The organism is Vreelandella nanhaiensis (assembly GCF_003990185.1).
Classification (GTDB): Bacteria; Pseudomonadota; Gammaproteobacteria; order Pseudomonadales; family Halomonadaceae; genus Vreelandella; species Vreelandella nanhaiensis.
This window is the reverse complement of the sequence record NZ_RZHF01000016.1, coordinates 290,587-310,619: the sequence shown is the minus strand read 5'-3', so window position 1 is coordinate 310,619 and position 20,033 is coordinate 290,587. Positions and strand designations below refer to the sequence as shown.

Below are 20,033 nucleotides of genomic sequence, written 5' to 3'. Positions count from 1 at the left end.
TACGATGAGTTTGAATTCCCGAGATATCGTGGTGGTCGATGGTGTACGTACCGCCATGGCAAAGGCCAAGAACGGCGCATTTCGCAACGTGCGTGCAGAAAACTTGTCCGCTGCGGTCATGCAGGCGCTGTTCACCCGTAACCCTAATCTGGATCCCGCAGAAGTAGATGACGTGATCTGGGGCTGTGTTAACCAGACCCTGGAACAGGCCATGAATATTGCCCGCAACGCGGCGATCATGACCGGGATCCCCCGCTCGGTGCCTGCACAAACGGTTAACCGCCTGTGTGGTTCATCAATGACCGCGCTGCATATCGCGGCCGCCAATATCAAGGCAGGGATGGGCGATTTCTACGTGATCGGTGGTGTTGAGCACATGGAACACGTACCCATGGCCCATGGAGTTGATGTGAACCCTGCCATCAGTAAATACGCCGCTAAAGCGTCCATGATGATGGGCCTGACCGCTGAACTGCTGGGTAAAATGCACGGCATCACGCGGGAAGATCAGGACAAGTTTGGCGTGCGATCCCACCAGCGTGCTCAGGCAGCCATGGAGAAAGGTTACTTCGATAACGAAATTATCGGTATTGAAGGCCACGATCAACGTGGATTTAAAGTGCTGGTCAAAAACGACGAAGTGATCCGGTCCGATGCAAGCCTTGAGTCCATGGCCCAGCTTAAGCCAGTTTTTGACCCACGTAGTGGTACCGTCTCGGCGGGTACGTCGTCGGCGCTTTCAGTGGGTGCTTCGGCCATGGCGGTAATGAGCTACGAGCGTGCTCAGGCGTTGGGGCTTGAGCCTATCGCTAAAGTGCTTTCCACCGGTGTAGCAGGTTGTGATGCATCTATTATGGGTTATGGTCCGGTACCTGCCTCTAAAAAGGCGCTGAAAGCTGCGGGCCTTTCGTCTGATGATATTCAAACCGTAGAACTCAATGAAGCCTTTGCAGCGCAAAGTCTGCCGGTACTGAAAGACCTGGGATTCCTGGATGCCATGGATGAAAAGGTCAACCTGCATGGTGGAGCGATTGCGCTAGGTCACCCGTTGGGCTGTTCAGGTTCGCGTATTTGTACCACGCTATTAAATGTCATGCAGCAGCGCGATACCACGCTGGGTCTAGCCACCATGTGTATCGGCATGGGGCAGGGGGTCGCGACCGTGTTTGAGCGTTTGAAGTAAATACGTCTCTAAACGAAAAACGGCGCCTTAGGGCGCCGTTTTTTTTGCAAATAATTCGCTCAGATAATGCCAGCTTCCAGGCTGGCCGCCATCGCCAATCCCAGCTCCTCGCATCGATCAATAAACGCTGCTTGAAAGTCTCCCCGGCAAATAAGGGGGTCTTGCACCAACCGCCAGCGCAACCCCATGGTAATACTCTCAATTGCACGCCGGGTACCTGTGCCGTCATGGCCGGCCCGAACGTAAAACGCGAACGGTAAGCCCTCGGTCTTCTCCTGACACGGGTAGTAGCATCGATCAAACACATCTTTCATCAAACCCGCCATGTAGCCCAGGTTTTCAGTCGTGCCCAGAATAATGGCGTTAGCAGAATTAATGTCGTTGGGCTGTGTTTCAAGTGGGGTAAGTGAACGTACTTCCACGTTTTTCACGTCGGGATTAGATGCGCCATTAATGACGGCCTCTAACATCTTTTGGGTATTCTCGGAAGGCGCGTGAGCAATGATCAGTAGTTTCTTACTTTCAGCCATGACGGTCTCCAGCCAATGAGCCATTGATGACGTTACTGCTTAATACGCAGCGAGTAGCGTTAAGAAGTGGGCGTTGAGCAGGCTTTAATTTAGCCTTTTCAATAACGCGCAGAAAAAAATTGTTATATATAAATATGTCCATTATTCTGGACATATGGAGATTAAAAACGTTACTGAAAGTTTTGCCGCGCTGTCTCAAGAGACGCGCCTTGAAGCGTTTCGACTGCTCGTACGCCATGAACCCGAAGGCCTTCCTGCGGGTGAAGTTGCGCGCCAGCTAGCGGTGCCACATAACACGATGTCGGCTCATCTTTCGGTGCTATCGCGGGCGGGGTGGATCGTATCACGCAGGCAGGGCCGTTCAATTATCTACCGCGCCAATCTGGGCCACATGCAGAAAACGCTGAACTTCCTGGCCCGTGATTGTTGTGCGGGCCATCCAGAGGTGTGCGAGCCGTTTTTGACGGCATTCAATGAATGTTCCATCGATGAAGGTTAGGAGCAAAAGGCTATGAAAACGACGATTTACCATAATCCCGCGTGTGGCACCTCCCGTAATACGCTAGCAATGCTCGAAGCTTCAGGCGAGACGCCCGAAGTGATCGAGTATCTCAAAACACCGCCCAGTCGCGAACGGCTAGTCGAGCTGATCTCGATGATGGCGATTACCCCACGAGAACTGCTGCGTCGTAAGGGTACACCTTTTGAAGAACTCAATCTCGACGATCCGGCGCTAAGTGATGATCAATTGATCGACGCCATGATCACGCATCCAATCCTCATCAATCGCCCGATTGTGGTAACAGATAAAGGAGCACGCCTGTGCCGGCCTTCAGAGCTTGTACTCGCGTTATTGGCCCAGCCGGTAACGACGTTTACCAAAGAAGATGGTGACATTGTGCACTTTGATGGAGGTCACCAATGAGCGGACCTGCCAGTTTCGACGACCTGCCCAACATTGACCCACAAAAGCTCCAGCCTATTGACGTAGATGCGTTGACAGGGCCTGACGCGTCGCGTCGACCACCCAAAATTCTGGTGCTTTACGGCTCTCTGCGCGAACGCTCTTTTTCACGCTTGGCGTCCGAAGAAGCGATGAGATTGCTGCGCTGGTACGGCTGTGAAGTACGTACCTTTAACCCGTCGGGCTTACCGCTACCAGATGATGCGGATACTGATCACCCGAAAGTACAAGAACTGCGCGAGCTTGCCCAATGGTCCGAGGGCATGCTCTGGGTCAGCCCCGAGCGACATGGTGCGATGACGGGCATCATGAAAATGCAAATCGACTGGATACCTCTATCGCTGGGCGGTGTTCGTCCTACTCAGGGTAAAACGCTGGCGATAATGGAAGTTTCTGGCGGCAGCCAGAGCTTTAATGCGGTCAACCAGATGAGAATCCTCGGACGCTGGATGCGCATGATCACCATCCCTAACCAATCTTCTGTACCCAAAGCGTTCACTGAGTTTGACGATGCCGGGCGTATGAAGCCCTCACCGCTTTATATGCGTATCGTCGATGTGTGTGAGGAACTTGTGAAATTCACCTGGCTGACGCGAGACAGGTCCGCCTACCTTACCGATCGCTACTCAGAACGTGTTGAGAGTGCTGAAGAGCTCTCTCGCCGCGTTAACCAAAACACTCACTGACGAAAGGTCATTTCATGTTGGCACTGGCCATTTTTGTCGTCACCCTGGTTCTGGTGATCTGGCAACCTAAAGGTTTAGGTATCGGTTGGAGCGCGCTGGGCGGCGCTTTAGTAGCACTGCTCGTGGGCGTGGTGCATGTAGCTGATATTGTCGTGGTGTGGGATATCGTCTGGGATGCCACCTTTACGTTCGTTGCCCTGATTATCATTTCGCTGATTTTAGACGAAGCGGGGTTCTTCGCTTGGGCGGCGCTACACGTGGCGCGTTGGGGTAATGGGCGAGGGCATCTGCTTTTCCCTCTGGTCGTGGTACTAGGTGCGGTGATTGCAGCGTTCTTTGCTAACGATGGCGCGGCATTACTGCTGACCCCGATTGTAATTGCCATTCTTCTACGTCTGAACTTTGAGCCACCGGCGGCATTGGCCTTCATTATCGCGACTGGGTTTGTTGCCGATACCACAAGTCTGCCACTGGTGATCTCGAATCTCGTTAATATCGTCAGTGCCAATTACTTTGATATCAGTTTTGATCGCTATGCGGCGGTCATGGTGCCGGTCAATCTGGTTTCCCTGGCGGCAACGCTGGGCGTGCTGTGGATGTTGTTTGGTCGTCGAATTCCTAAGCACTATAGCGTCGAGAGCCTTGACCCTCCGCGCTCAGCCGTTAAGGACCTATTGGTATTTCGTACGGCTTTTCCTTTGTTGACGATACTACTTGTCGCTTATTTTGTGACGGCGCCGTTGGGTATCCCAATTGCCTTTGTAACAGGAGCCGCGGCGGTTCTCTTGATGGCCATCGCTGGGCGCTGGTGGCAACAAGGACGCGGTGCCACTGTCTCTGTGACAAGCGCACTGCGCGGCGCGCCTTGGCAGATAGTGCTGTTCTCGATCGGTATGTATCTTGTTGTGTATGGTCTGGGTAATGCGGGGCTGACGAATTACGGCGCTCTGATACTTGAGTGGCTGGCACAACAGGGGGACTTGATCGCCACCCTGGGCACCGGTTTTCTTTCGGCGATCGTGGCCTCTGTAATGAACAATATGCCCTCGACGCTGGTCGGTGCGCTAGCTATCGATCAGGCGCAGGTGCCTGCTGTAACCCAAGAGTTGATGATCTACGCCAATGTCATTGGTAATGATCTGGGACCCAAGTTCACGCCGATTGGCAGCCTTGCCACACTGCTCTGGTTGCATGTGCTGGCGGGGAAAGGATATAAAATTGGCTGGGGCCAATACATGAAAATTGGCTTACTAATCACACCGCCGGTGCTGCTAGCGACCTTGGTCGCCTTGGCTTTCTGGCTGCCAATGCTGTAGGTCACCTTAGCCGCCACTGGATTGAGGAATGGGCATTATGGTTTGCGTCGTGCAGTGGTAGTGCCACACTTAATCGGTAAAAACTACCCTGAGCCTATATGCCCAAGTACGATTTCATTAATGTGTATTATGATGCGGTTTGCCCCAGCTGCCGCAAAGACAGACGGCGCTATGAGCGTTGGGCAGGAGAGCACGCGCACGATATTCGCTGGTGCGATGTCGGGGAGTATCAGGATGTATTACGCGCCAAGGGAATAGCGCCTGAAGCGGCCTTAAAATCGCTGCATATTGAGCAGGCTGATGGGCAAATCATCGAAGGAATCGACGCCTACCGCGTTCTGATGGCGCGTGTTTTACTCTTACGTCCCCTTGCCTGGTTAATTGGCCTGCCACTTATCAAACCGGGGCTTCGGGCCTTTTATGACAGCTGGGTAAAACGACGCTTAAAACAGCAGGGCCGCTGGTCTTGAAAAAAGTACATAGGGAGCATGAGATGCAGCAGAAAGTGTTGTATATCGTATTATTGGGGAGCTTGGTTTTAGCCGGATGTGCGGGAAATCAGCACGCCGCTTCGCCAGCCACATCCAGTACGGTTGAGGTGCCAAGTTCTCAATCAGTCCCTGCCGCCGCGCCAGTCAGCTATCCTGTTGCGGGGACTGCCACTGACTGGAAGCCGCCGCTATTTGTAAGCCCGGAAGAGGAAGCTTCCTATTATGTAAGCCGGCTGGCGGATCGCCGCTTTGTTTCCACCTATGGCGATCGAGATAATCCGCGTATCTGGTATATCGCCGCTGAACGGTTAGGGGAGATCGGCCTTCCAGCGGTCCCTTTGTTATTTTCTCAACTTAATACCTCGGATGAGTACGAGCAAATGCTGGTGCTCTATGCGCTCCAGCTGGCCACCCAAGACCCGCAGTTGATGGCAAGAACAGGGGGTAACTACGTAGAGTTGCCTACCGTTCTTGAGCCCTCAGGCAACGCCGAAAATGTGCAGATCGCCCAGCTGTGGTGGCAGCAAAATGCGGGCTATCTGAATCAACGTTGATGCCTTGGCTGTTTCATACCACTCTGTAGAACGAGTGATTGGCTAATCCGAGGAGAGATACATGGCATTCGCACTATCATCCATGCAAGTTACCAGCCCGGCTTTTGCACAGCACGAAGCGATTCCTGCTCGCTATACGGGCGAGGGCGACGATGTTTCCCCTCCGCTTGCTTGGCACAACGTGCCTGAAGGTACCAAAGGCTTTGCGGTTATCTGTCATGATCCCGATGCACCGTTGGTTAAAGACGGTAGCTATGGGTTTATCCATTGGACGCTTTACAATCTGCCTGGCGATATCACCGGGCTGGATGAGAACACGCCTGTCGGCACATCCGGCCGTAATGACTTTGATAAGCCCGGTTATGGCGGTCCCATGCCCCCACAAGGACACGGCAAGCACCTGTACTATTTTCTGGTGCTGGCGCTGGATCACCAAACGGCATTGCCCGAAGGGTTAAGCGTCGCCGAACTGTTGAAAGAAGTAGAGCCGCACCTTTTGGGAGTTGACCGTCTGGTAGGTACGTACCAGCGAGACTGACACCCCGACGCTGGAGCATTTTGCTCAATGCGTGTAGGCTCCATCGCTTTCTCACTGCCAGCGATGGAGCCGTCCATGAACGAACTGCCCAATTGTCCTGCCTGCGCCTCAGCCTTTACGTATGATGACGGCCTTCAATACGTGTGCCCGGAATGCGGCCATGAGTGGTCGAAGACAACCAATGCCGACGCTACCGATGACACCCCAGGCGTACGTGATGCTAATGGCAATCCGCTGTTTGATGGCGACAGTGTCACGGTCATCAAGGACCTTAAAGTCAAAGGCAGTTCCCTGGTGGTGAAAGTAGGTACCAAAGTAAAGAATATTCGTCTTGTCGATGGCGATCATGATATCGATTGCAAGATCGACGGCATTGGCCCCATGAAGCTCAAATCAGAGTTTGTTAAGAAGGCGTGACGGCTTTCTGGCTATAGAGCCTATCCCAAAACGGATAGGCTTTTTTTATTGCGATAGGCTAATTGAATTTTTAAATGATAATGATTGGCGTTTTTGATGTCATTTGCGTCGAACGTGCCAAGAATTAAGCTAATTTGCCAATGATTTTGCGTTAGGGCTTCACATCAAATTTATACAGGACTAAAATGGTACCCAATTAATACGCACGCCAGCTTGATGATTGACTAATCAATGGGAGTCGACATGCTAAAGCTTTCTCGGCTGACAGATTATGCCGCTGTGGTAATGGCGCAGATTGCCCGTCATCCGCAGGCTTCGCACGCTGCGGCTGATCTCGCTGAAGCCGTGCAGTTGCCGCACCCCACGGTTAGCAAGACGCTTAAAATGCTGGTCAGGGCAGGGCTTTTGGCATCCCAGCGTGGTGCTCAGGGTGGTTATCGTCTCGCCAGGCCCGCCTCCCAGATTACGGCAGCCGATATTATTTCGGCTATCGAAGGGCCGGTGGCGATGACCGAGTGCAGTCAGGCGCAGGGCGAGTGTGAGTTAGCGGCCACGTGCGGGGTGGCGGATAACTGGCAGCGGGTGTCGCTTGCGATTCGCACGCTGCTTGAAAGCGTGACCCTGGCCCATCTGGCGGCGTCGACGCCTCTCAAATTGCCCGTGCAATTACCGATTCAAAGTATCAGCCTGTCGGCAGTGTCTGCATAGTTTTCAATATCTAGACCTTGGATACGCAGACCCGAAACGAGAAGGCAACTTATCCTTATTGACGGCGAGTAATACTCGCCACCAACTGCCCGGAGGGTAACACCATGGCAACCGAAGAAATGGAACAGTTGGTTCGTCGCGAATACAAAGATGGCTTTGTAACCGATATCGAAAGCGACACTCTTCCTCCTGGTCTGGATGAAGACACTATTGCCTTTATTTCCAAGAAAAAAGGCGAGCCAGAGTGGATGCTTGAGTGGCGTCTTGACGCTTACCGGCAGTGGCTGAACATGAAAGAGCCCTCCTGGGCGCATCTGGATTACCCGCCGATTGATTACCAGGCCATTTCCTATTTCAGCGCCCCCAAGCGCCCGGAAGATGGCCCGCAAAGCCTGGATGAAGTTGACCCCAAGCTTCTGGAAACCTATGAAAAGTTGGGTATTCCGCTGCATGAGCGTGCAGCGCTTGCCGGTGTGGCCGTTGATGCCGTGTTTGACTCGGTATCCGTCACCACTACGTTCAAGAAAGAGTTGTCTGAAGCTGGGGTTATCTTCTGCTCCATTTCCGAAGCGATTCGCGATTATCCTGAGCTGATCAAGCAGTACCTAGGCACCGTAGTGCCGGTGGCGGATAACTATTTTGCCGCGCTTAACTCGGCGGTGTTTACTGACGGCTCGTTTGTGTTTGTACCAGAGGGCGTTACCTGTCCGATGGAGCTATCCACTTACTTCCGTATCAACGCCGCCAATACCGGTCAGTTTGAGCGCACGCTAATTATCTGCGAAAGCCGCGCTCAGGTCTCTTACCTGGAAGGTTGTACGGCGCCGATGCGCGATGAGAACCAGCTTCACGCGGCAGTTGTTGAGCTCGTTGCGTTAGACGATGCGTACATCAAGTACTCCACGGTGCAGAACTGGTATCCCGGTGATGAAGACGGAAAGGGCGGCATCTATAACTTTGTGACCAAGCGTGGCGAATGTCGCGGTGCGCGCTCGCGCATTAGCTGGACCCAGGTGGAAACCGGCTCGGCGATTACCTGGAAGTACCCCTCATGCGTGTTGCGCGGTAAGGACAGCATCGGCGAGTTTTACTCCGTCGCCGTGACCAACGGTCGCCAGCAGGCAGACACCGGCACCAAGATGATTCACATCGGTGAAGGCACACGTTCTTATATTGTGGCCAAAGGTATTTCGGCAGGTAAGAGTGACCAATCCTATCGCGGCCTGGTAAAAATTGGCCCTCGTGCCAAAGGGGCCCGTAACTTCACCCAGTGTGATTCGCTGCTGATTGGTGATAAGTGTGGTGCGCATACTTTCCCTTACCAGGAAATTGGCAACAGCACGGCCACTATTGAACACGAAGCCACCACCTCAAAAATTGGTGAAGACCAGCTGTTCTACTGCCGTAGCCGAGGTATTTCCGAAGAAGACGCGGTCAGCATGATCGTGAATGGTTTTTGTAAGGATGTATTCCAAGAGCTGCCAATGGAGTTCGCGGTAGAAGCGGAAGCGCTCTTGAACGTGACGTTGGAAGGCGCGGTAGGCTAATCGTTTAGCCGGTTTGCCGTACAAATTACTTTGATACGCGTCGCGCCAGCGACTCGCCAGAATTAGAAGGTTTAAGATTATGCTGCAAGTTACTGACTTACACGTCACCGTAGAAGATAAAGAGATTCTCAAGGGCCTTACCCTGACCATCAATGCAGGCGAAGTGCACGCCATCATGGGGCCTAACGGCGCGGGTAAATCGACCCTGTCAGCGGTAATTGCCGGTAAGGATGGCTATGAAGTGACCCAAGGTAGCATTACCTTTGAAGGCAAGGATGTGCTGGAAATGGAAATTGAAGAGCGTGCCCAGGCAGGCTTGCTGTTAGGTTTCCAGTACCCGGTTGAAATTCCGGGAGTCAAGAATATCTATCTGCTGAAATCCGCGCTTAACGCTCAGCGCAAGGCCCGCGGTCTGGAGGACATGCCAGCGCCTGAGTTCATGAAGCTGGTTAAAGAGAAACTGGGCTTTATGAAAATGGATGCCAGCTTCTTGCAGCGTGCCGTTAACGAAGGCTTCTCCGGCGGCGAGAAAAAGCGTAACGAGATTCTGCAGATGCTAGTGCTTCAGCCCAAGCTCGCCATGCTGGATGAGATCGACTCAGGGCTTGATATTGATGCCATGAAAGTGGTGGCCGACGGCGTTAACAGTCTGCGTGCTGAAGAGCGGGCAATTCTGCTGGTAACCCACTACCAGCGTCTGCTTGATTACATCGTACCGGACAAGGTTCACGTCTTGGTGGATGGTCGAATCGTTAAAACGGGTGACGCTGAGCTTGCCAAACAGCTTGAGGCCAACGGATACGAAGGTATTGAGGAGTCTGCGGCATGAGCGATACGCAAACCTTTTTGGACACGCTGAAAAAGCGTAGCCAGCAGCGCGAAGCGGAGCCAACGTGGATTGCAGCGCGTCGGCAAGCGGGTGCTGCACGCTTTGAAGCGCTGGGTTTCCCGACTCGCCGCGATGAAGAGTGGAAATACACCGACGTGCGTAGCATCGCTCAAGGCAACTTCGCACTGAGCGATAACGCAGATTTTTCGCCTGCCCAAGCGGCAGCGTTAACGCTGCCGGTAGATGCGTACCGCCTGACGTTTGTGGATGGCGTTTATGCGCCGGCGCTGTCTGATGTGGATGCGCTACCCGAAAGCGTTCACGTTTTGCCGCTCTCCAAAGCGCTTAGCGAGAACCACGAAGCGGTAGGTGGCCCGCTGGGCCGTCTGACCGGTGTTGAATTCTCTTCTTTCGCGGCGCTTAACACGGCGTTTATGGAAGAGGGCGCTGTGGTGCGCATCGCCCCCGGTACGGTGGTTGATAAACCCATCGTGCTGCAGTTTCTATCACGGGCCAATAGCGCCCCGGTAATGAGCCACCCGCGTATCCTGGTCGAGGCTGGTGGACGCAGTGAGGCCACGCTGATTGAGCACTACTGTGGTGAGCTGGAAGCAGCTAACTTCACCAACGTGGTAGGCGAGTTCATGCTCGACCGCGGTGCCATCCTGAACCACTACAAGCTGCAGGAAGCGCCGCTTAATGATATGCACGTTGCCAGCATGCACGTCGAACAGGGGCGCGACACCGGCTACACCTCGTACAACCTGAATCTGGGTGGGGCACTGGTGCGTAACGATCTGATTAGCGACTTGAACGGCCAGGGTGCTGAAACCCATTTCTACGGTCTGTTCTTCGGCCAAGGCCGCCAACATGTGGATAACCATACCAAGGTTAATCACTATGCGCCGTTAACGTTCTCCAATGAGAACTACAAGGGCATTCTGGATGATCGGGCCCATGGAGTCTTCAATGGCAAGGTCTACGTCAAACGCGACAGCCAAAAGATTGAAGGTTTCCAGAGCAACCAGAACCTACTGCTGTCTGACCGCGCCCAGATTGATGCCAAGCCCGAGCTTGAGATCTATGCTGATGACGTCAAGTGCTCACACGGCACGACTACTGGCCAGCTGGACGAAGAAGCGATCTACGCGCTGCGTACCCGGGGTATTGATGAAGCCACGGCGCGTGGGTTGTTAACCCTGGCGTTTGCTGGTGAAGTGCTGGAAAAAGTGACGCTGGATGCCATTGCTGAGCGTGTAGAGCTGGCGGTTGCTGGCAAGCTGCCCGAGCGTTTCAATCTGGCGGGGCTGGTAGAAACCGCCGTCGCGCTTAACGACTAGGCACAACGTCTGTAAAGGAGTGATGAATGTCATCAACTGCCCTTGATAAAGCCACTGGGTTCGCTCAGCCGCCCTATGACGTGCTGGCGCTGCGTCAGGACTTCCCGATACTTGACCGGGAAGTTCACGGCAAGCCGCTTGTCTATCTGGATAACGCGGCCACCAGCCAGACGCCTCAACAGGTAATAGACGTATTTAGCGCTTACTACTCGCGCTACAATGCCAATATTCACCGAGGCCTGCATACGCTGGCCGATGAGGCAACGGCGGCTTTCGAGGGCACGCGGCAGCGGGTCAAAGCGTTTCTCAATGCAGAAGACCCGCGGCAGATTATCTTTACTCGCGGTACCACTGAGGCGATCAACCTGGTGGTCCAATCCTGGGGGCGCACCAACCTCAACGCGGGTGATGAAGTCCTGATCTCGCTGCTGGAGCATCATTCTAATATTGTGCCGTGGCAGCTTTTGGCCGCCGAACGCGGGTTTACCATCAAGGTGATCCCGGTTGATGAAAGCGGCGCACTGGATATGCAGGCGTATCGTGAACTGCTCAGTGAACGTACCAAGCTGGTAGCCGTTAACCACGTCTCAAACGCTCTGGGCACTATCAACCCAGTAAAAGAGATGGCGGCGCTTGCGCATCAGCAAGGCGCGCTGATTCTAGTGGATGGGGCTCAGGCCACGCCCCATCAAACGGTAGATGTTCAGGATATCGACGCTGACTTTTATGCTTTCTCAGGGCATAAGGTTTATGGCCCAACAGGCGTTGGCGTGCTGTATGGTAAAAAGGCGTTGCTTGAAACCATGCCGCCTTGGCAGGGCGGGGGCGAGATGATCAAAACTGTCTCGTTTGATGCCGGTACTACCTTTGCCAGTATTCCGCACAAGTTTGAAGCGGGCACGCCTGCCATAGCCGAAGTGATTGCTCTGGGACGCGCCCTTGAATGGCTTGACGGCGTAGGTGTTGCCGCAATTGGCGAGTGGGAAAACGTGTTGCTGAAACATGCCACTCAGGCGGTCTCTTCCATTGATGGACTGCGCATCCTGGGCACGGCACCTAACAAGGCCGGCGTACTCTCGTTTGTGGTCGATGGCGCCCACGCACAGGATATCGGACTGCTAATTGACCAGCTTGGCGTGGCGATTCGGACCGGACATCACTGCGCTCAGCCATTGCTGCATCATTTTGGGGTGGATGCTACGTGCCGTGCGTCATTTGCCGCGTATAATACCCTGGATGAAGTGGACACCTTTGTGGCCGCTCTTAATCGGGTCATTGGTATGGTGCGTTAAGGAAGCCTATGAATATCGAGCAAGTCGCAAGCCTTGAGCGAGGCCAGAAATTGCCGCTTCAACGTGATGTGGAGGCGATTGCGATTCCGTTTGGAAAAACGGAAACCCTGGCGGAAGATAGCGTGGTGAGCGTTATGCAAGCCAAGGGCAGCTCGGTCAGCGTCGGTTATGAAGGGCGTCTGTATCTAATAGAAGGGCGTAATCTGGATGCGTTGGGCCTGGAGTCGCTACCGCGCCCAACTTTGCATGAAAACGCTAGCGAAGAGGAAATAGAGCAGTTTGTGTGGGATCAGCTACGCACCTGCTTCGATCCGGAAATCCCTGTCAATATTGTGGACCTGGGGTTGGTATACGGATGCCGCATCGAGCGGTTGATTACCGGGGAGCGAATGGTGACGATTCGCATGACCCTAACCGCCCCAGGGTGTGGTATGGGCGATGTGATAGCAGCTGATGCGCGCAACAAGATCCTGGGGGCGCCACAAATCAATAAAGTGCATACCGAAATTGTTTTCAGCCCACCCTGGAGTCGCGACATGATGAGCGATGAGGCAAAGCTTGAGCTCGGCATGTTTTAAGCGCTTTTGAGTTAAACGATGCACAGTGTGCTATTAAGATCGGTAAAGCGCCTGCTGATGTCGCTAGGAGCCTTGCTGCTGCTGGCGGCATTGTTGTTTGTGGTCGGTAATGCGTGGGTACTTACCACAACCGCGCGTTATATTGATAAGCAGACGCTTGAATGCCGACCCGCCGATGTAGGCATTGTCTTCGGTACTTCCCACTGGACGCGCAGCGGATTACGCAACCCGCATTTTCATGCTCGCATGCGAACGTCCGCCACACTTATTGCCGAGCAGCGCGTGTTACACCTTCTGCTCTCGGGCGATAACCGTACCCAGGCGTATAACGAACCACGCGCCATGTGGCGTGATCTGCATCGGCGTGGCGTGCCTGCCGAGCAGCTCACCATGGATTTCGCAGGGTTTAGCACCTATGACACGCTGGTGCGTGCCCGGGATGTTTTTCAGCTTGAACGAGCCCTGCTAGTAACTCAGAGCTGGCATTTGCCACGGGCCATTTTTATCGGCCGTTCGCTGGGCATGGATGTGACCGGATGTGTGGCAGAAGATAAGCCAGCGGCCGGTGAGTGGCGTTTGCGGATGCGTGAATGGGTGGCCCGGGTGGCGACGCTAGGGGATATTTACGTGTGGGCCAGAAAGCCCTACTTCTTAGGTCCGCCAGAGCCTATCGAGCTTAAAAATGCCGAGCCAAGCCTTGCGCCGATGCTGTAATTTCTTGAGGCAGACGCTCAATAGCGTTAACGCCGTGCTTTACGCTTTTGCAAGGCGTATAACTCACGTATCAGCTTGCGACAGCCCTGCATGCACTCATCCACAACAGGCTCGATCGGATCGGGCAGGGGATGGGTAAACAGGGTAGATAAAGCCTGCATCAAGACACGCTCTTGTTCTAAAAGCTCGTTAATTAATACTTGGCTATCATTACCCACAAAGCTTTTCAAACGGCTCCAAAGCCATAAAAAATCATCGCGTTCAACGTCAGCATCGCGTGGCAGCATCTTTAAATGCGCGCGGGCAAGTTCCTGCAGTTTGCGCATCTGTTTCAAGCGCGCGGTATAGTGCGGCTTTAATGCATCACGCAGTGAGGGGCGCAGGCGTTCGATATTATCCTGGAAATAATCAATGCTGTCGGCCAGCGCTTCCAGCACGCTGTCCATCGCCACTTGGCGATTGTCGAGAAACATGAGCGTCTACCTCCTTCGGTGACGCAGATTGTGGGGGTGGCAGCGACGATTTGCCACCCCTAATGCGGATTATTTTTCGATTTTTCCCTTAGCCTTTAGGCTTGGGTGGGGCTTTGCGCACAGGCGACGCATTCTTTTCGATATGTTCGATAATCATGCCTGCGATATCTTTGCCTGTGGAGCTTTCAATTCCCTGTAAACCCGGTGAAGAATTGACTTCCATGATCACCGGGCCGTGGTTGGAGCGCAAAAGATCAACCCCGGCCACGCTAAGCCCCATGGCCTTGGCGGCGCGAATTGCCGTTGAGCGTTCTTCAGGCGTAATGCGGATAACACTGGCGGTACCGCCGCGGTGCAGGTTGGAACGGAACTCGCCCTCTGCTGCCTGACGTTTCATCGAGGCGACGACCTTGTCGCCAATCACGAAGCAGCGGATATCAGCCCCGCGCGCTTCCTTGATGTATTCTTGCACCATGATGTTGGTTTTCATGCCCATAAAGGCCTGAATGACCGACTCAGCCGCCTGATTGGTCTCTGCCAGTACCACGCCAATTCCCTGCGTGCCTTCCAGCAGTTTAATGACCAGCGGGGCGCCCTTGACCATGGTGATCAGATCGGGGATATCGTCAGGTGAGTGGGCAAAACCGGTAATCGGTAATCCCAGCCCCTTGCGTGACAGCAATTGCAGCGAACGCAGTTTATCCCGCGAGCGGGTAATCGCCACAGAATCGTTGATGACATAGGTGCCCATCATTTCAAACTGACGCAGCACCGCGCAGCCATAAAAGGTGACCGATGCGCCGATCCGTGGAATGACCGCGTCAAACGGTTCGATCTCCTGGCCCTTGTAGTGAATGGAAGGATGATGTGATGCGATGCTCATGTAGCAGCGCAACGTGTCCACCACGCGTGCCGTATGGCCCCGAACCTCGGCGGCCTCAATAAGACGACGAGTAGAGTACAAGTTGCGATTACGAGAAAGTAGGGCGATATGCATTCAGGACTCCGGGCCAAAAAAAGGGCTAGTCATTATCAAATCAAGGCTCGCCATGTAAAAATGCAGCGCCTGGGGCAACCAGCAGGCGGCGCATGGCGCGGCGTCCAAGTAGCATGGGGTGACGCATATTGCTGCGATCAGTCAGGGTAAGCTCAACAGGGAAGTTCAGCTGGCCCATCTGCATCGGCGTGCGGATCACATAGCGCCACTCACTGTGTCCATTAGAACTGGTGACCCGACGCCGATCATGAAGATGGAGTTTAATACGGTGTTCAGGCGTCGCTGGCCCGCCGCTATGCGTAATAAAGCTTACCCACAGTTGGCCGTGTTCGTCTTCATGGGTTTCAATCTCTTCGGCGTGCAGCGCTGATGTTCGCGCCCCCGTATCTGCCTTGCAACATAGATGAAGGCCCAGTTCAGGCAACGTCACCATCTCGCGGCGGCCGATAACCGCTTTAGCCTGATAGGGTAATTCCTTCACGGCTTACTCCTTGAAATTTTTGATAACATCATTCATTTAGCGGCTCGCCGCTTGTGTCATTGCCGTCAGGCGGTGCTGAATAGCCGAACCGCTCGGGGCATCCCGCAACGCTAGCATTACCGGCAACCGTAAGCGGGGGATCAAAGCAATATCACGTACCACCGCCGCAAAATTAGTGCGTTCATCTTCTGCCAGGCGGTTCAGGAAAAGTGGTAAACGCTGCGCGTCTTCCAGTAAAAGCCAGCCTCGTCCCGCGATGGCCGCCATGACATCCGGGCCACTAGCATGGGGGTCGACCAACAAGCTCGTGTACCACTCGCCTACTTCAGGCTGATTAGTGCTGCCTACGGCACGAATACAGGCGCACAACGTTTCCATATCACCCTGGCTTGCCGCCTGCTCACCCACGTCGCGAAGTGCCAATGCCATCGTGGTTGAAAGCGGCTGATGCTCTAAACAGTAGCAGAGTGAATGCACAACGCTAGTGGGTAGCGTTGCAAGTCGGGCGATCAAGGCGTCGGCCAGGGCATCATCTAAACGTGCTGTAAAATCAGCAATTCCCTGTAAACCCAGTGCTTGCCAGTCGATCTGCTGTTGGCCGGTCAGGTAGGCCTCAACAGGCTCATAATGCTGGCTTGCTGGTAAATCGCGTTCCAGGGTTGCATAGGCATTAAGCATCGCCTGGAAGGTAATGCTCGGCGTGAAAGCGAGCGGATTATCCTTCATAAAATGGTCCACGTCTTTAGCATTGTGGCCCACTTTTGAAACATTTTTGCCTAGCGTTTCCATCAGCCGATTTAAGAAGCCGTCACGCTGGGCAGGCGAGAGCATGCCTTGCTCATCCAGTGGCAGCGCCAGAAACCAAATGGCGGGTTCTGGCATGTCTCCCAACCGGAATATGGCGGCAATGCGCGCCTGGCTTTGCCAAGGTTCTGGCCATGGGCATTGGCCCTGCTCAAACTCGGCGAGCGTCTCGCGCGTGCAGGGGGTAACACGCCGCCCCATATGGTAGAGCGAAACCTCGGCGCCGCTGCGTGTAAAAAACTCATCAATGGTTTGAATCGGTTGCATGATGTCCTTCCGCATTTCAAGCCTGCACTCTACCTTGCCCACTTCGCAGTGTCAGCCGAAAGGGCTGATAAATCGTGCTTTATTATAGAAGTGATCAAAAAATGAACAAATTCTGTGAAGCCTTCTGAGAGTAGCGCTGGCGACACCTTTCCATAGTTTATCCACAGGCTCTTGCAGGTTTTCTGTGAATCTGTGAGTAACAATGGATCTTTGGGTACAAGTGGTAACTCTGGCATAGAGTTGTGATAATGATGTTTAACCGCAACCCATATGATCAAGGTGTTTATGAGCGTCTATGCTGAGCTTCAAACCGCGCTTCGTGAGCTTGAAGCAGCCATGAAAGCCGCCAATTTGTGGCGTGTCCCGACTCCGGATGCCAGCGCATTCGAAAGCCAAGAGCCCTTTTGCGTTGATACGATGTCGCTGCCCCAGTGGGTACGCTTTGTATTTGTGACAAGGCTTGACGCGCTAGCCGAAGCGAAAGGTCCTCTACCTGCTAAATGTGATGTGGCGCCCGCCATGGCCGCCTACCTCATCCAAGAGAAGGTGCGTGCCAGTGACCATCTGCTGGTAGTACGTGCCTTTGAGAAGGTTGATCAGTTAATCACTGACAACTAGCCGTCAAGCTGCCGGGCCTGCACGCTGGTAGGCCCGGTAGGGCAGATTCATCTAGCTACGCATTCATCTAAGTACCCATTTATCTAAGTACCCATTTATCTAGGTATCAATTCACTTGGATGCCGGCTCGCCTGAGCATCTGTTAAAAGCGATAGCTTAGTCCACCCATCACTACTACTGGGTCAATATTCACCGAGCCTGCAGCCGCGCCGTTGATAGTGGCATCGGTATTGATATCCAGATACCAGGCGGCTGCGTTAAGCGCCCAGTGATCGTCTATGAGGAGGTCGATGCCCACTTGGCCTGCTGCCCCCCAGGAATTTTTCAAATCAAGTTCGCCAATCGCCAGGTGTTCATCTGAAAAGCGTGTGTAATTGACGCCTGCACCAATATACGGCTGCACCTGTGATTGGGTGCCGCCCAGCGGGTAATACTGCAGCGTCAGGGTGGGGGGAAGATGTTTGGTTGAAGCCAGGTTATCCCCATTGAGTGCAATATCGTGCTCAAACGGGCGGGCGGCAAGAAGCTCAAACCCAAGCTTGTCGTGAAAGCGGTAGCCAAGAGTAAAGGCAAAATCAGTTTTATCCTGCACATCGACCGAAAAGGCACCATCGGCAAGGTCACCGTTATGGCTTTTGGGAGCTACTTTGGCAACACCCACGCGGGTAAAAAAGTCACCCGCGCCGTAAGCGAATGCTTGGCTGCTTGCGGCCAGGGTGGCCGCAGCAAGCCCCACGGTTAACAGGGTAGGAAAAGAGAGATGGCGCATGACGTTGCTCCTCGCTATTGATGTTACTCGATAAATATTTGTCACTCATAGATAAAGGGTATCGTCATGGCGGGTGGGTATTATTGATCCAGGGCAATGTGCGCATGAAAAAGGCCACCCGAAGGTGGCCTTGGAATATCACATCAGTGATTTCGTCTATCGCTCGATATGCCGGTATTCGCCCGCATCGTCAGTCGCGCTGCTTACTACCAGGATGGCAATGAAGGCGGCGATGAAGCCAGGAATGATCTCATAGACACCGGGGCCGCCCATGAACTCTGCGTTCCAGCCCAGCGCGATCCAGCCCATAACGGTGAGAGCGCCCACTACCATACCTGCAATAGCACCCGCGCCATTGGTACGTGACCACATCAGCGACAGGATAATCACCGGGCCGAACGCTGCACCAAAGCCGGCCCAGGCGTTACTGACCAGTCCAAGCACCTGAGAGTTCGGGTCAGATGCAATCAAGGCGGCTACCAAACCTACCAGTACCACACTTAAACGACCAACGGTGACGGTCTGTTTTTCCGACGCCTGCTTGTTCAAAAACAGGCGATAGAAGTCCTCGGTCAGGGAAGAAGAAGCCACCAGCAGCTGACTGGAAATGGTACTCATGACCGCTGCCAGTAGAGCCGCATACAGGAACCCGGTAATCAGCGGATGGAACAGCAATTCCGCTAGGATAATAAAGATCGTTTCTGGATCCTGGATATCCATGCCGTTCCGGATCGCATAGGCTCGGCCAAATAGACCGAGTGAGACTGCACCGATCAGTGAGATGGCCATCCAGCCCATGCCAATATTACGTGCAGTAGGCACATCCTTCAGGTTTCGAATGGCCATGAAGCGTACGATGATGTGCGGCTGCCCGAAATAACCTAAGCCCCAGGTGACTGCGGAGAGCCAGCCGATAAAGGTTAGTCCATCCGTCCATGATAGCAGCGTGGGGTCGACCTCATTAAGCGTCTGTGACGCTTGGGTGAAACCACCCCCACCTTCGCCAAAGAGCACGACCGCCGGCATGATAATTAGCGCAAGCATCATGATGCAGCCTTGCACGAAGTCCGTCATGCTGACAGCCAGAAAACCACCCACAACGGTATAGGCAAGTACTACGCCCAGAGTGATGATGATACCTATCGCATAATCGCTCAGGCCACCCATGCTGATGACGCCGGAAAATGCGCTTTCAAACAGTTTGCCGCCAGCCACTAGGCCTGACGCTGTGTATACTGAGAAGAAGATCACGATGACGATAGCGGATACCGTTCTCAGCGACATTGCCCGCGTTGGGAAGCGGTTCGCCAGAAAGGCCGGAATGGTAATTGCATTGCCATAGTGGACTGTCTGTTCACGTAGGCGCGGTGCGACCAGTAGCCAGTTAAATAAGGCGCCTACGAACAGGCCGATACCAATCCAGGCCGAGCCCAGGCCAGATACGAACATCGCTCCAGGTAACCCCAGTAACAACCAACCGCTCATGTCAGACGCGCCGGCCGAAAGGGCTGCTACCTTGGGACTCAGGGTTCGGCCACCCAGTACGTAATCTTCAGAGGTCGATGTCGATGTGCGCATGGCATAAAGGCCGATGCCAATCATGAGTGCAAAGTAAGCAAGAAGGCTGATCCAAACGCCAATAGCCATGAAATTCTCCCGTTTATTAAGTCGGATAGCGCTGTCAGGTAAGAGCGCTTACCGAGCAAAGCCTGTTAATGCACAGGCTTATTGTTGTTAACCCTGTCTCTTATTCACGTGATAACGCTTCGAGTGTTCGCCGAAGGTGTCGTCAATAAAAGTATTCGGGCGTTTATATGTATCGTTCCCTATGCCTAATGTCCCCTTCCTATAGAGGGGGCACGTAAAGGCAATTGCGCTATTGTTTTCAACCATGAGAGTTCCTTTTTGAGGAGTTCAGGTTCGTTATTATGATGAGC

At 53.8% G+C, this 20,033-nt stretch carries 24 protein-coding genes; 17 read left to right on the top strand and 7 right to left on the bottom strand.

The genetic code is table 11. The features are described from left to right. Nucleotides 1-4 precede the first annotated feature (4 nt). The gene (gene fadA, locus ELY38_RS13770) at nucleotides 5-1,183 is read left to right on the top strand and encodes an acetyl-CoA C-acyltransferase FadA (protein WP_127062839.1); all 1,179 of its coding nucleotides are present in this window, start codon (nucleotides 5-7) and stop codon (nucleotides 1,181-1,183) included. Nucleotides 1,184-1,242: 59 nt separating this feature from the next. On the opposite strand, the gene ELY38_RS13765 is transcribed toward fadA, so the two are convergent. Beyond that, nucleotides 1,243-1,713, bottom strand: coding sequence for a flavodoxin family protein (locus ELY38_RS13765; protein ID WP_127062838.1), 471 nt, complete (start codon nucleotides 1,711-1,713; stop codon nucleotides 1,243-1,245). Between the two features lie 154 nt (nucleotides 1,714-1,867). Between ELY38_RS13765 and ELY38_RS13760 the strand changes: the two genes are divergently transcribed. From ELY38_RS13760 to ELY38_RS13690, 15 genes are all read left to right on the top strand, one after another. Next, the gene (locus ELY38_RS13760) at nucleotides 1,868-2,212 is read left to right on the top strand and encodes an ArsR/SmtB family transcription factor (RefSeq protein ID WP_127062837.1); all 345 of its coding nucleotides are present in this window, start codon (nucleotides 1,868-1,870) and stop codon (nucleotides 2,210-2,212) included. Between the two features lie 12 nt (nucleotides 2,213-2,224). After that, nucleotides 2,225-2,638: an arsenate reductase (glutaredoxin) gene (gene arsC / locus ELY38_RS13755; RefSeq protein ID WP_127062836.1), complete on the top strand. Its 414-nt coding sequence runs from the start codon at nucleotides 2,225-2,227 to the stop codon at nucleotides 2,636-2,638. Continuing rightward, nucleotides 2,635-3,363: an arsenical resistance protein ArsH gene (gene arsH / locus ELY38_RS13750; RefSeq protein ID WP_127062835.1), complete on the top strand. Its 729-nt coding sequence runs from the start codon at nucleotides 2,635-2,637 to the stop codon at nucleotides 3,361-3,363. Before arsC ends, arsH begins: the two co-directional genes overlap by 4 nt. Nucleotides 3,364-3,377: 14 nt before the next feature. Beyond that, nucleotides 3,378-4,679: an arsenic transporter gene (locus ELY38_RS13745; protein WP_127062834.1), complete on the top strand. Its 1,302-nt coding sequence runs from the start codon at nucleotides 3,378-3,380 to the stop codon at nucleotides 4,677-4,679. A gap of 98 nt (nucleotides 4,680-4,777) precedes the next feature. Then, nucleotides 4,778-5,149, top strand: a complete 372-nt coding sequence (locus tag ELY38_RS13740; protein WP_127062833.1) for a thiol-disulfide oxidoreductase DCC family protein — start codon at nucleotides 4,778-4,780, stop codon at nucleotides 5,147-5,149. Between the two features lie 23 nt (nucleotides 5,150-5,172). Next, on the top strand, nucleotides 5,173-5,724 hold the full coding sequence (locus ELY38_RS13735; protein WP_127062832.1) for a hypothetical protein: 552 nt from the start codon (nucleotides 5,173-5,175) through the stop codon (nucleotides 5,722-5,724). 61 nt (nucleotides 5,725-5,785) lie between these two features. Beyond that, nucleotides 5,786-6,262, top strand: a complete 477-nt coding sequence (locus tag ELY38_RS13730) for a YbhB/YbcL family Raf kinase inhibitor-like protein (protein ID WP_127062831.1) — start codon at nucleotides 5,786-5,788, stop codon at nucleotides 6,260-6,262. Between the two features lie 75 nt (nucleotides 6,263-6,337). After that, the gene (locus tag ELY38_RS13725; protein WP_127062830.1) at nucleotides 6,338-6,679 is read left to right on the top strand and encodes a zinc ribbon domain-containing protein YjdM; all 342 of its coding nucleotides are present in this window, start codon (nucleotides 6,338-6,340) and stop codon (nucleotides 6,677-6,679) included. Between the two features lie 243 nt (nucleotides 6,680-6,922). Then, nucleotides 6,923-7,387, top strand: a complete 465-nt coding sequence (locus ELY38_RS13720; protein ID WP_018917500.1) for an SUF system Fe-S cluster assembly regulator — start codon at nucleotides 6,923-6,925, stop codon at nucleotides 7,385-7,387. Nucleotides 7,388-7,491: 104 nt separating this feature from the next. Next, nucleotides 7,492-8,934 (top strand): Fe-S cluster assembly protein SufB, encoded by a 1,443-nt coding sequence (gene sufB / locus ELY38_RS13715; RefSeq protein ID WP_127062829.1) that lies wholly within the window; start codon nucleotides 7,492-7,494, stop codon nucleotides 8,932-8,934. A gap of 79 nt (nucleotides 8,935-9,013) precedes the next feature. After that, nucleotides 9,014-9,763, top strand: coding sequence for a Fe-S cluster assembly ATPase SufC (gene sufC / locus ELY38_RS13710; protein ID WP_018917498.1), 750 nt, complete (start codon nucleotides 9,014-9,016; stop codon nucleotides 9,761-9,763). Continuing rightward, on the top strand, nucleotides 9,760-11,103 hold the full coding sequence (gene sufD, locus ELY38_RS13705) for a Fe-S cluster assembly protein SufD (protein WP_127062828.1): 1,344 nt from the start codon (nucleotides 9,760-9,762) through the stop codon (nucleotides 11,101-11,103). The genes sufC and sufD overlap by 4 nt, the downstream gene beginning before the upstream one ends. Nucleotides 11,104-11,129: 26 nt before the next feature. Continuing rightward, complete coding sequence (locus ELY38_RS13700; RefSeq protein WP_127062827.1) at nucleotides 11,130-12,395, top strand: aminotransferase class V-fold PLP-dependent enzyme; 1,266 nt, start codon at nucleotides 11,130-11,132, stop codon at nucleotides 12,393-12,395. Nucleotides 12,396-12,403: 8 nt separating this feature from the next. After that, the gene (gene sufT / locus ELY38_RS13695; RefSeq protein ID WP_127062826.1) at nucleotides 12,404-12,973 is read left to right on the top strand and encodes a putative Fe-S cluster assembly protein SufT; all 570 of its coding nucleotides are present in this window, start codon (nucleotides 12,404-12,406) and stop codon (nucleotides 12,971-12,973) included. An 18-nt stretch (nucleotides 12,974-12,991) separates the two neighbouring features. Further along, nucleotides 12,992-13,687: a SanA/YdcF family protein gene (locus ELY38_RS13690; RefSeq protein WP_127062825.1), complete on the top strand. Its 696-nt coding sequence runs from the start codon at nucleotides 12,992-12,994 to the stop codon at nucleotides 13,685-13,687. A gap of 26 nt (nucleotides 13,688-13,713) precedes the next feature. Here the strand turns inward: ELY38_RS13690 and ELY38_RS13685 are convergent, their stop codons facing one another. The 4 genes from ELY38_RS13685 to ELY38_RS13670 all read right to left on the bottom strand — a co-directional run bounded on the left by ELY38_RS13685 (nucleotide 13,714) and on the right by ELY38_RS13670 (nucleotide 16,709). Continuing rightward, complete coding sequence (locus ELY38_RS13685; protein ID WP_127062824.1) at nucleotides 13,714-14,160, bottom strand: hypothetical protein; 447 nt, start codon at nucleotides 14,158-14,160, stop codon at nucleotides 13,714-13,716. A gap of 88 nt (nucleotides 14,161-14,248) precedes the next feature. Continuing rightward, nucleotides 14,249-15,157: a 30S ribosomal protein S6--L-glutamate ligase gene (gene rimK, locus ELY38_RS13680; RefSeq protein ID WP_106375944.1), complete on the bottom strand. Its 909-nt coding sequence runs from the start codon at nucleotides 15,155-15,157 to the stop codon at nucleotides 14,249-14,251. Nucleotides 15,158-15,197: 40 nt separating this feature from the next. Then, entirely contained in the window at nucleotides 15,198-15,638 is a 441-nt protein-coding gene (locus tag ELY38_RS13675) for an ATP-dependent zinc protease family protein (RefSeq protein ID WP_127062823.1), read from the bottom strand. 36 nt (nucleotides 15,639-15,674) lie between these two features. Then, a complete protein-coding gene (locus tag ELY38_RS13670; RefSeq protein WP_127062822.1) occupies nucleotides 15,675-16,709 on the bottom strand; it encodes a DUF3549 family protein in 1,035 nt (344 codons plus the stop codon). A 285-nt stretch (nucleotides 16,710-16,994) separates the two neighbouring features. Between ELY38_RS13670 and ELY38_RS13665 the strand changes: the two genes are divergently transcribed. Continuing rightward, on the top strand, nucleotides 16,995-17,327 hold the full coding sequence (locus ELY38_RS13665; protein ID WP_127062821.1) for a YqcC family protein: 333 nt from the start codon (nucleotides 16,995-16,997) through the stop codon (nucleotides 17,325-17,327). A 142-nt stretch (nucleotides 17,328-17,469) separates the two neighbouring features. Here ELY38_RS13665 and ELY38_RS13660 read toward each other — a convergent pair whose 3' ends face one another. Continuing rightward, nucleotides 17,470-18,096 carry an OmpW/AlkL family protein gene (locus ELY38_RS13660; protein WP_127062820.1) on the bottom strand — a complete coding sequence of 209 codons (627 nt, stop codon included), beginning with the start codon at nucleotides 18,094-18,096 and terminating at the stop codon, nucleotides 17,470-17,472. 156 nt (nucleotides 18,097-18,252) lie between these two features. Beyond that, nucleotides 18,253-19,743 (bottom strand): sodium/proline symporter PutP, encoded by a 1,491-nt coding sequence (gene putP / locus ELY38_RS13655; protein WP_127062819.1) that lies wholly within the window; start codon nucleotides 19,741-19,743, stop codon nucleotides 18,253-18,255. Nucleotides 19,744-20,033: the final 290 nt, after the last annotated feature.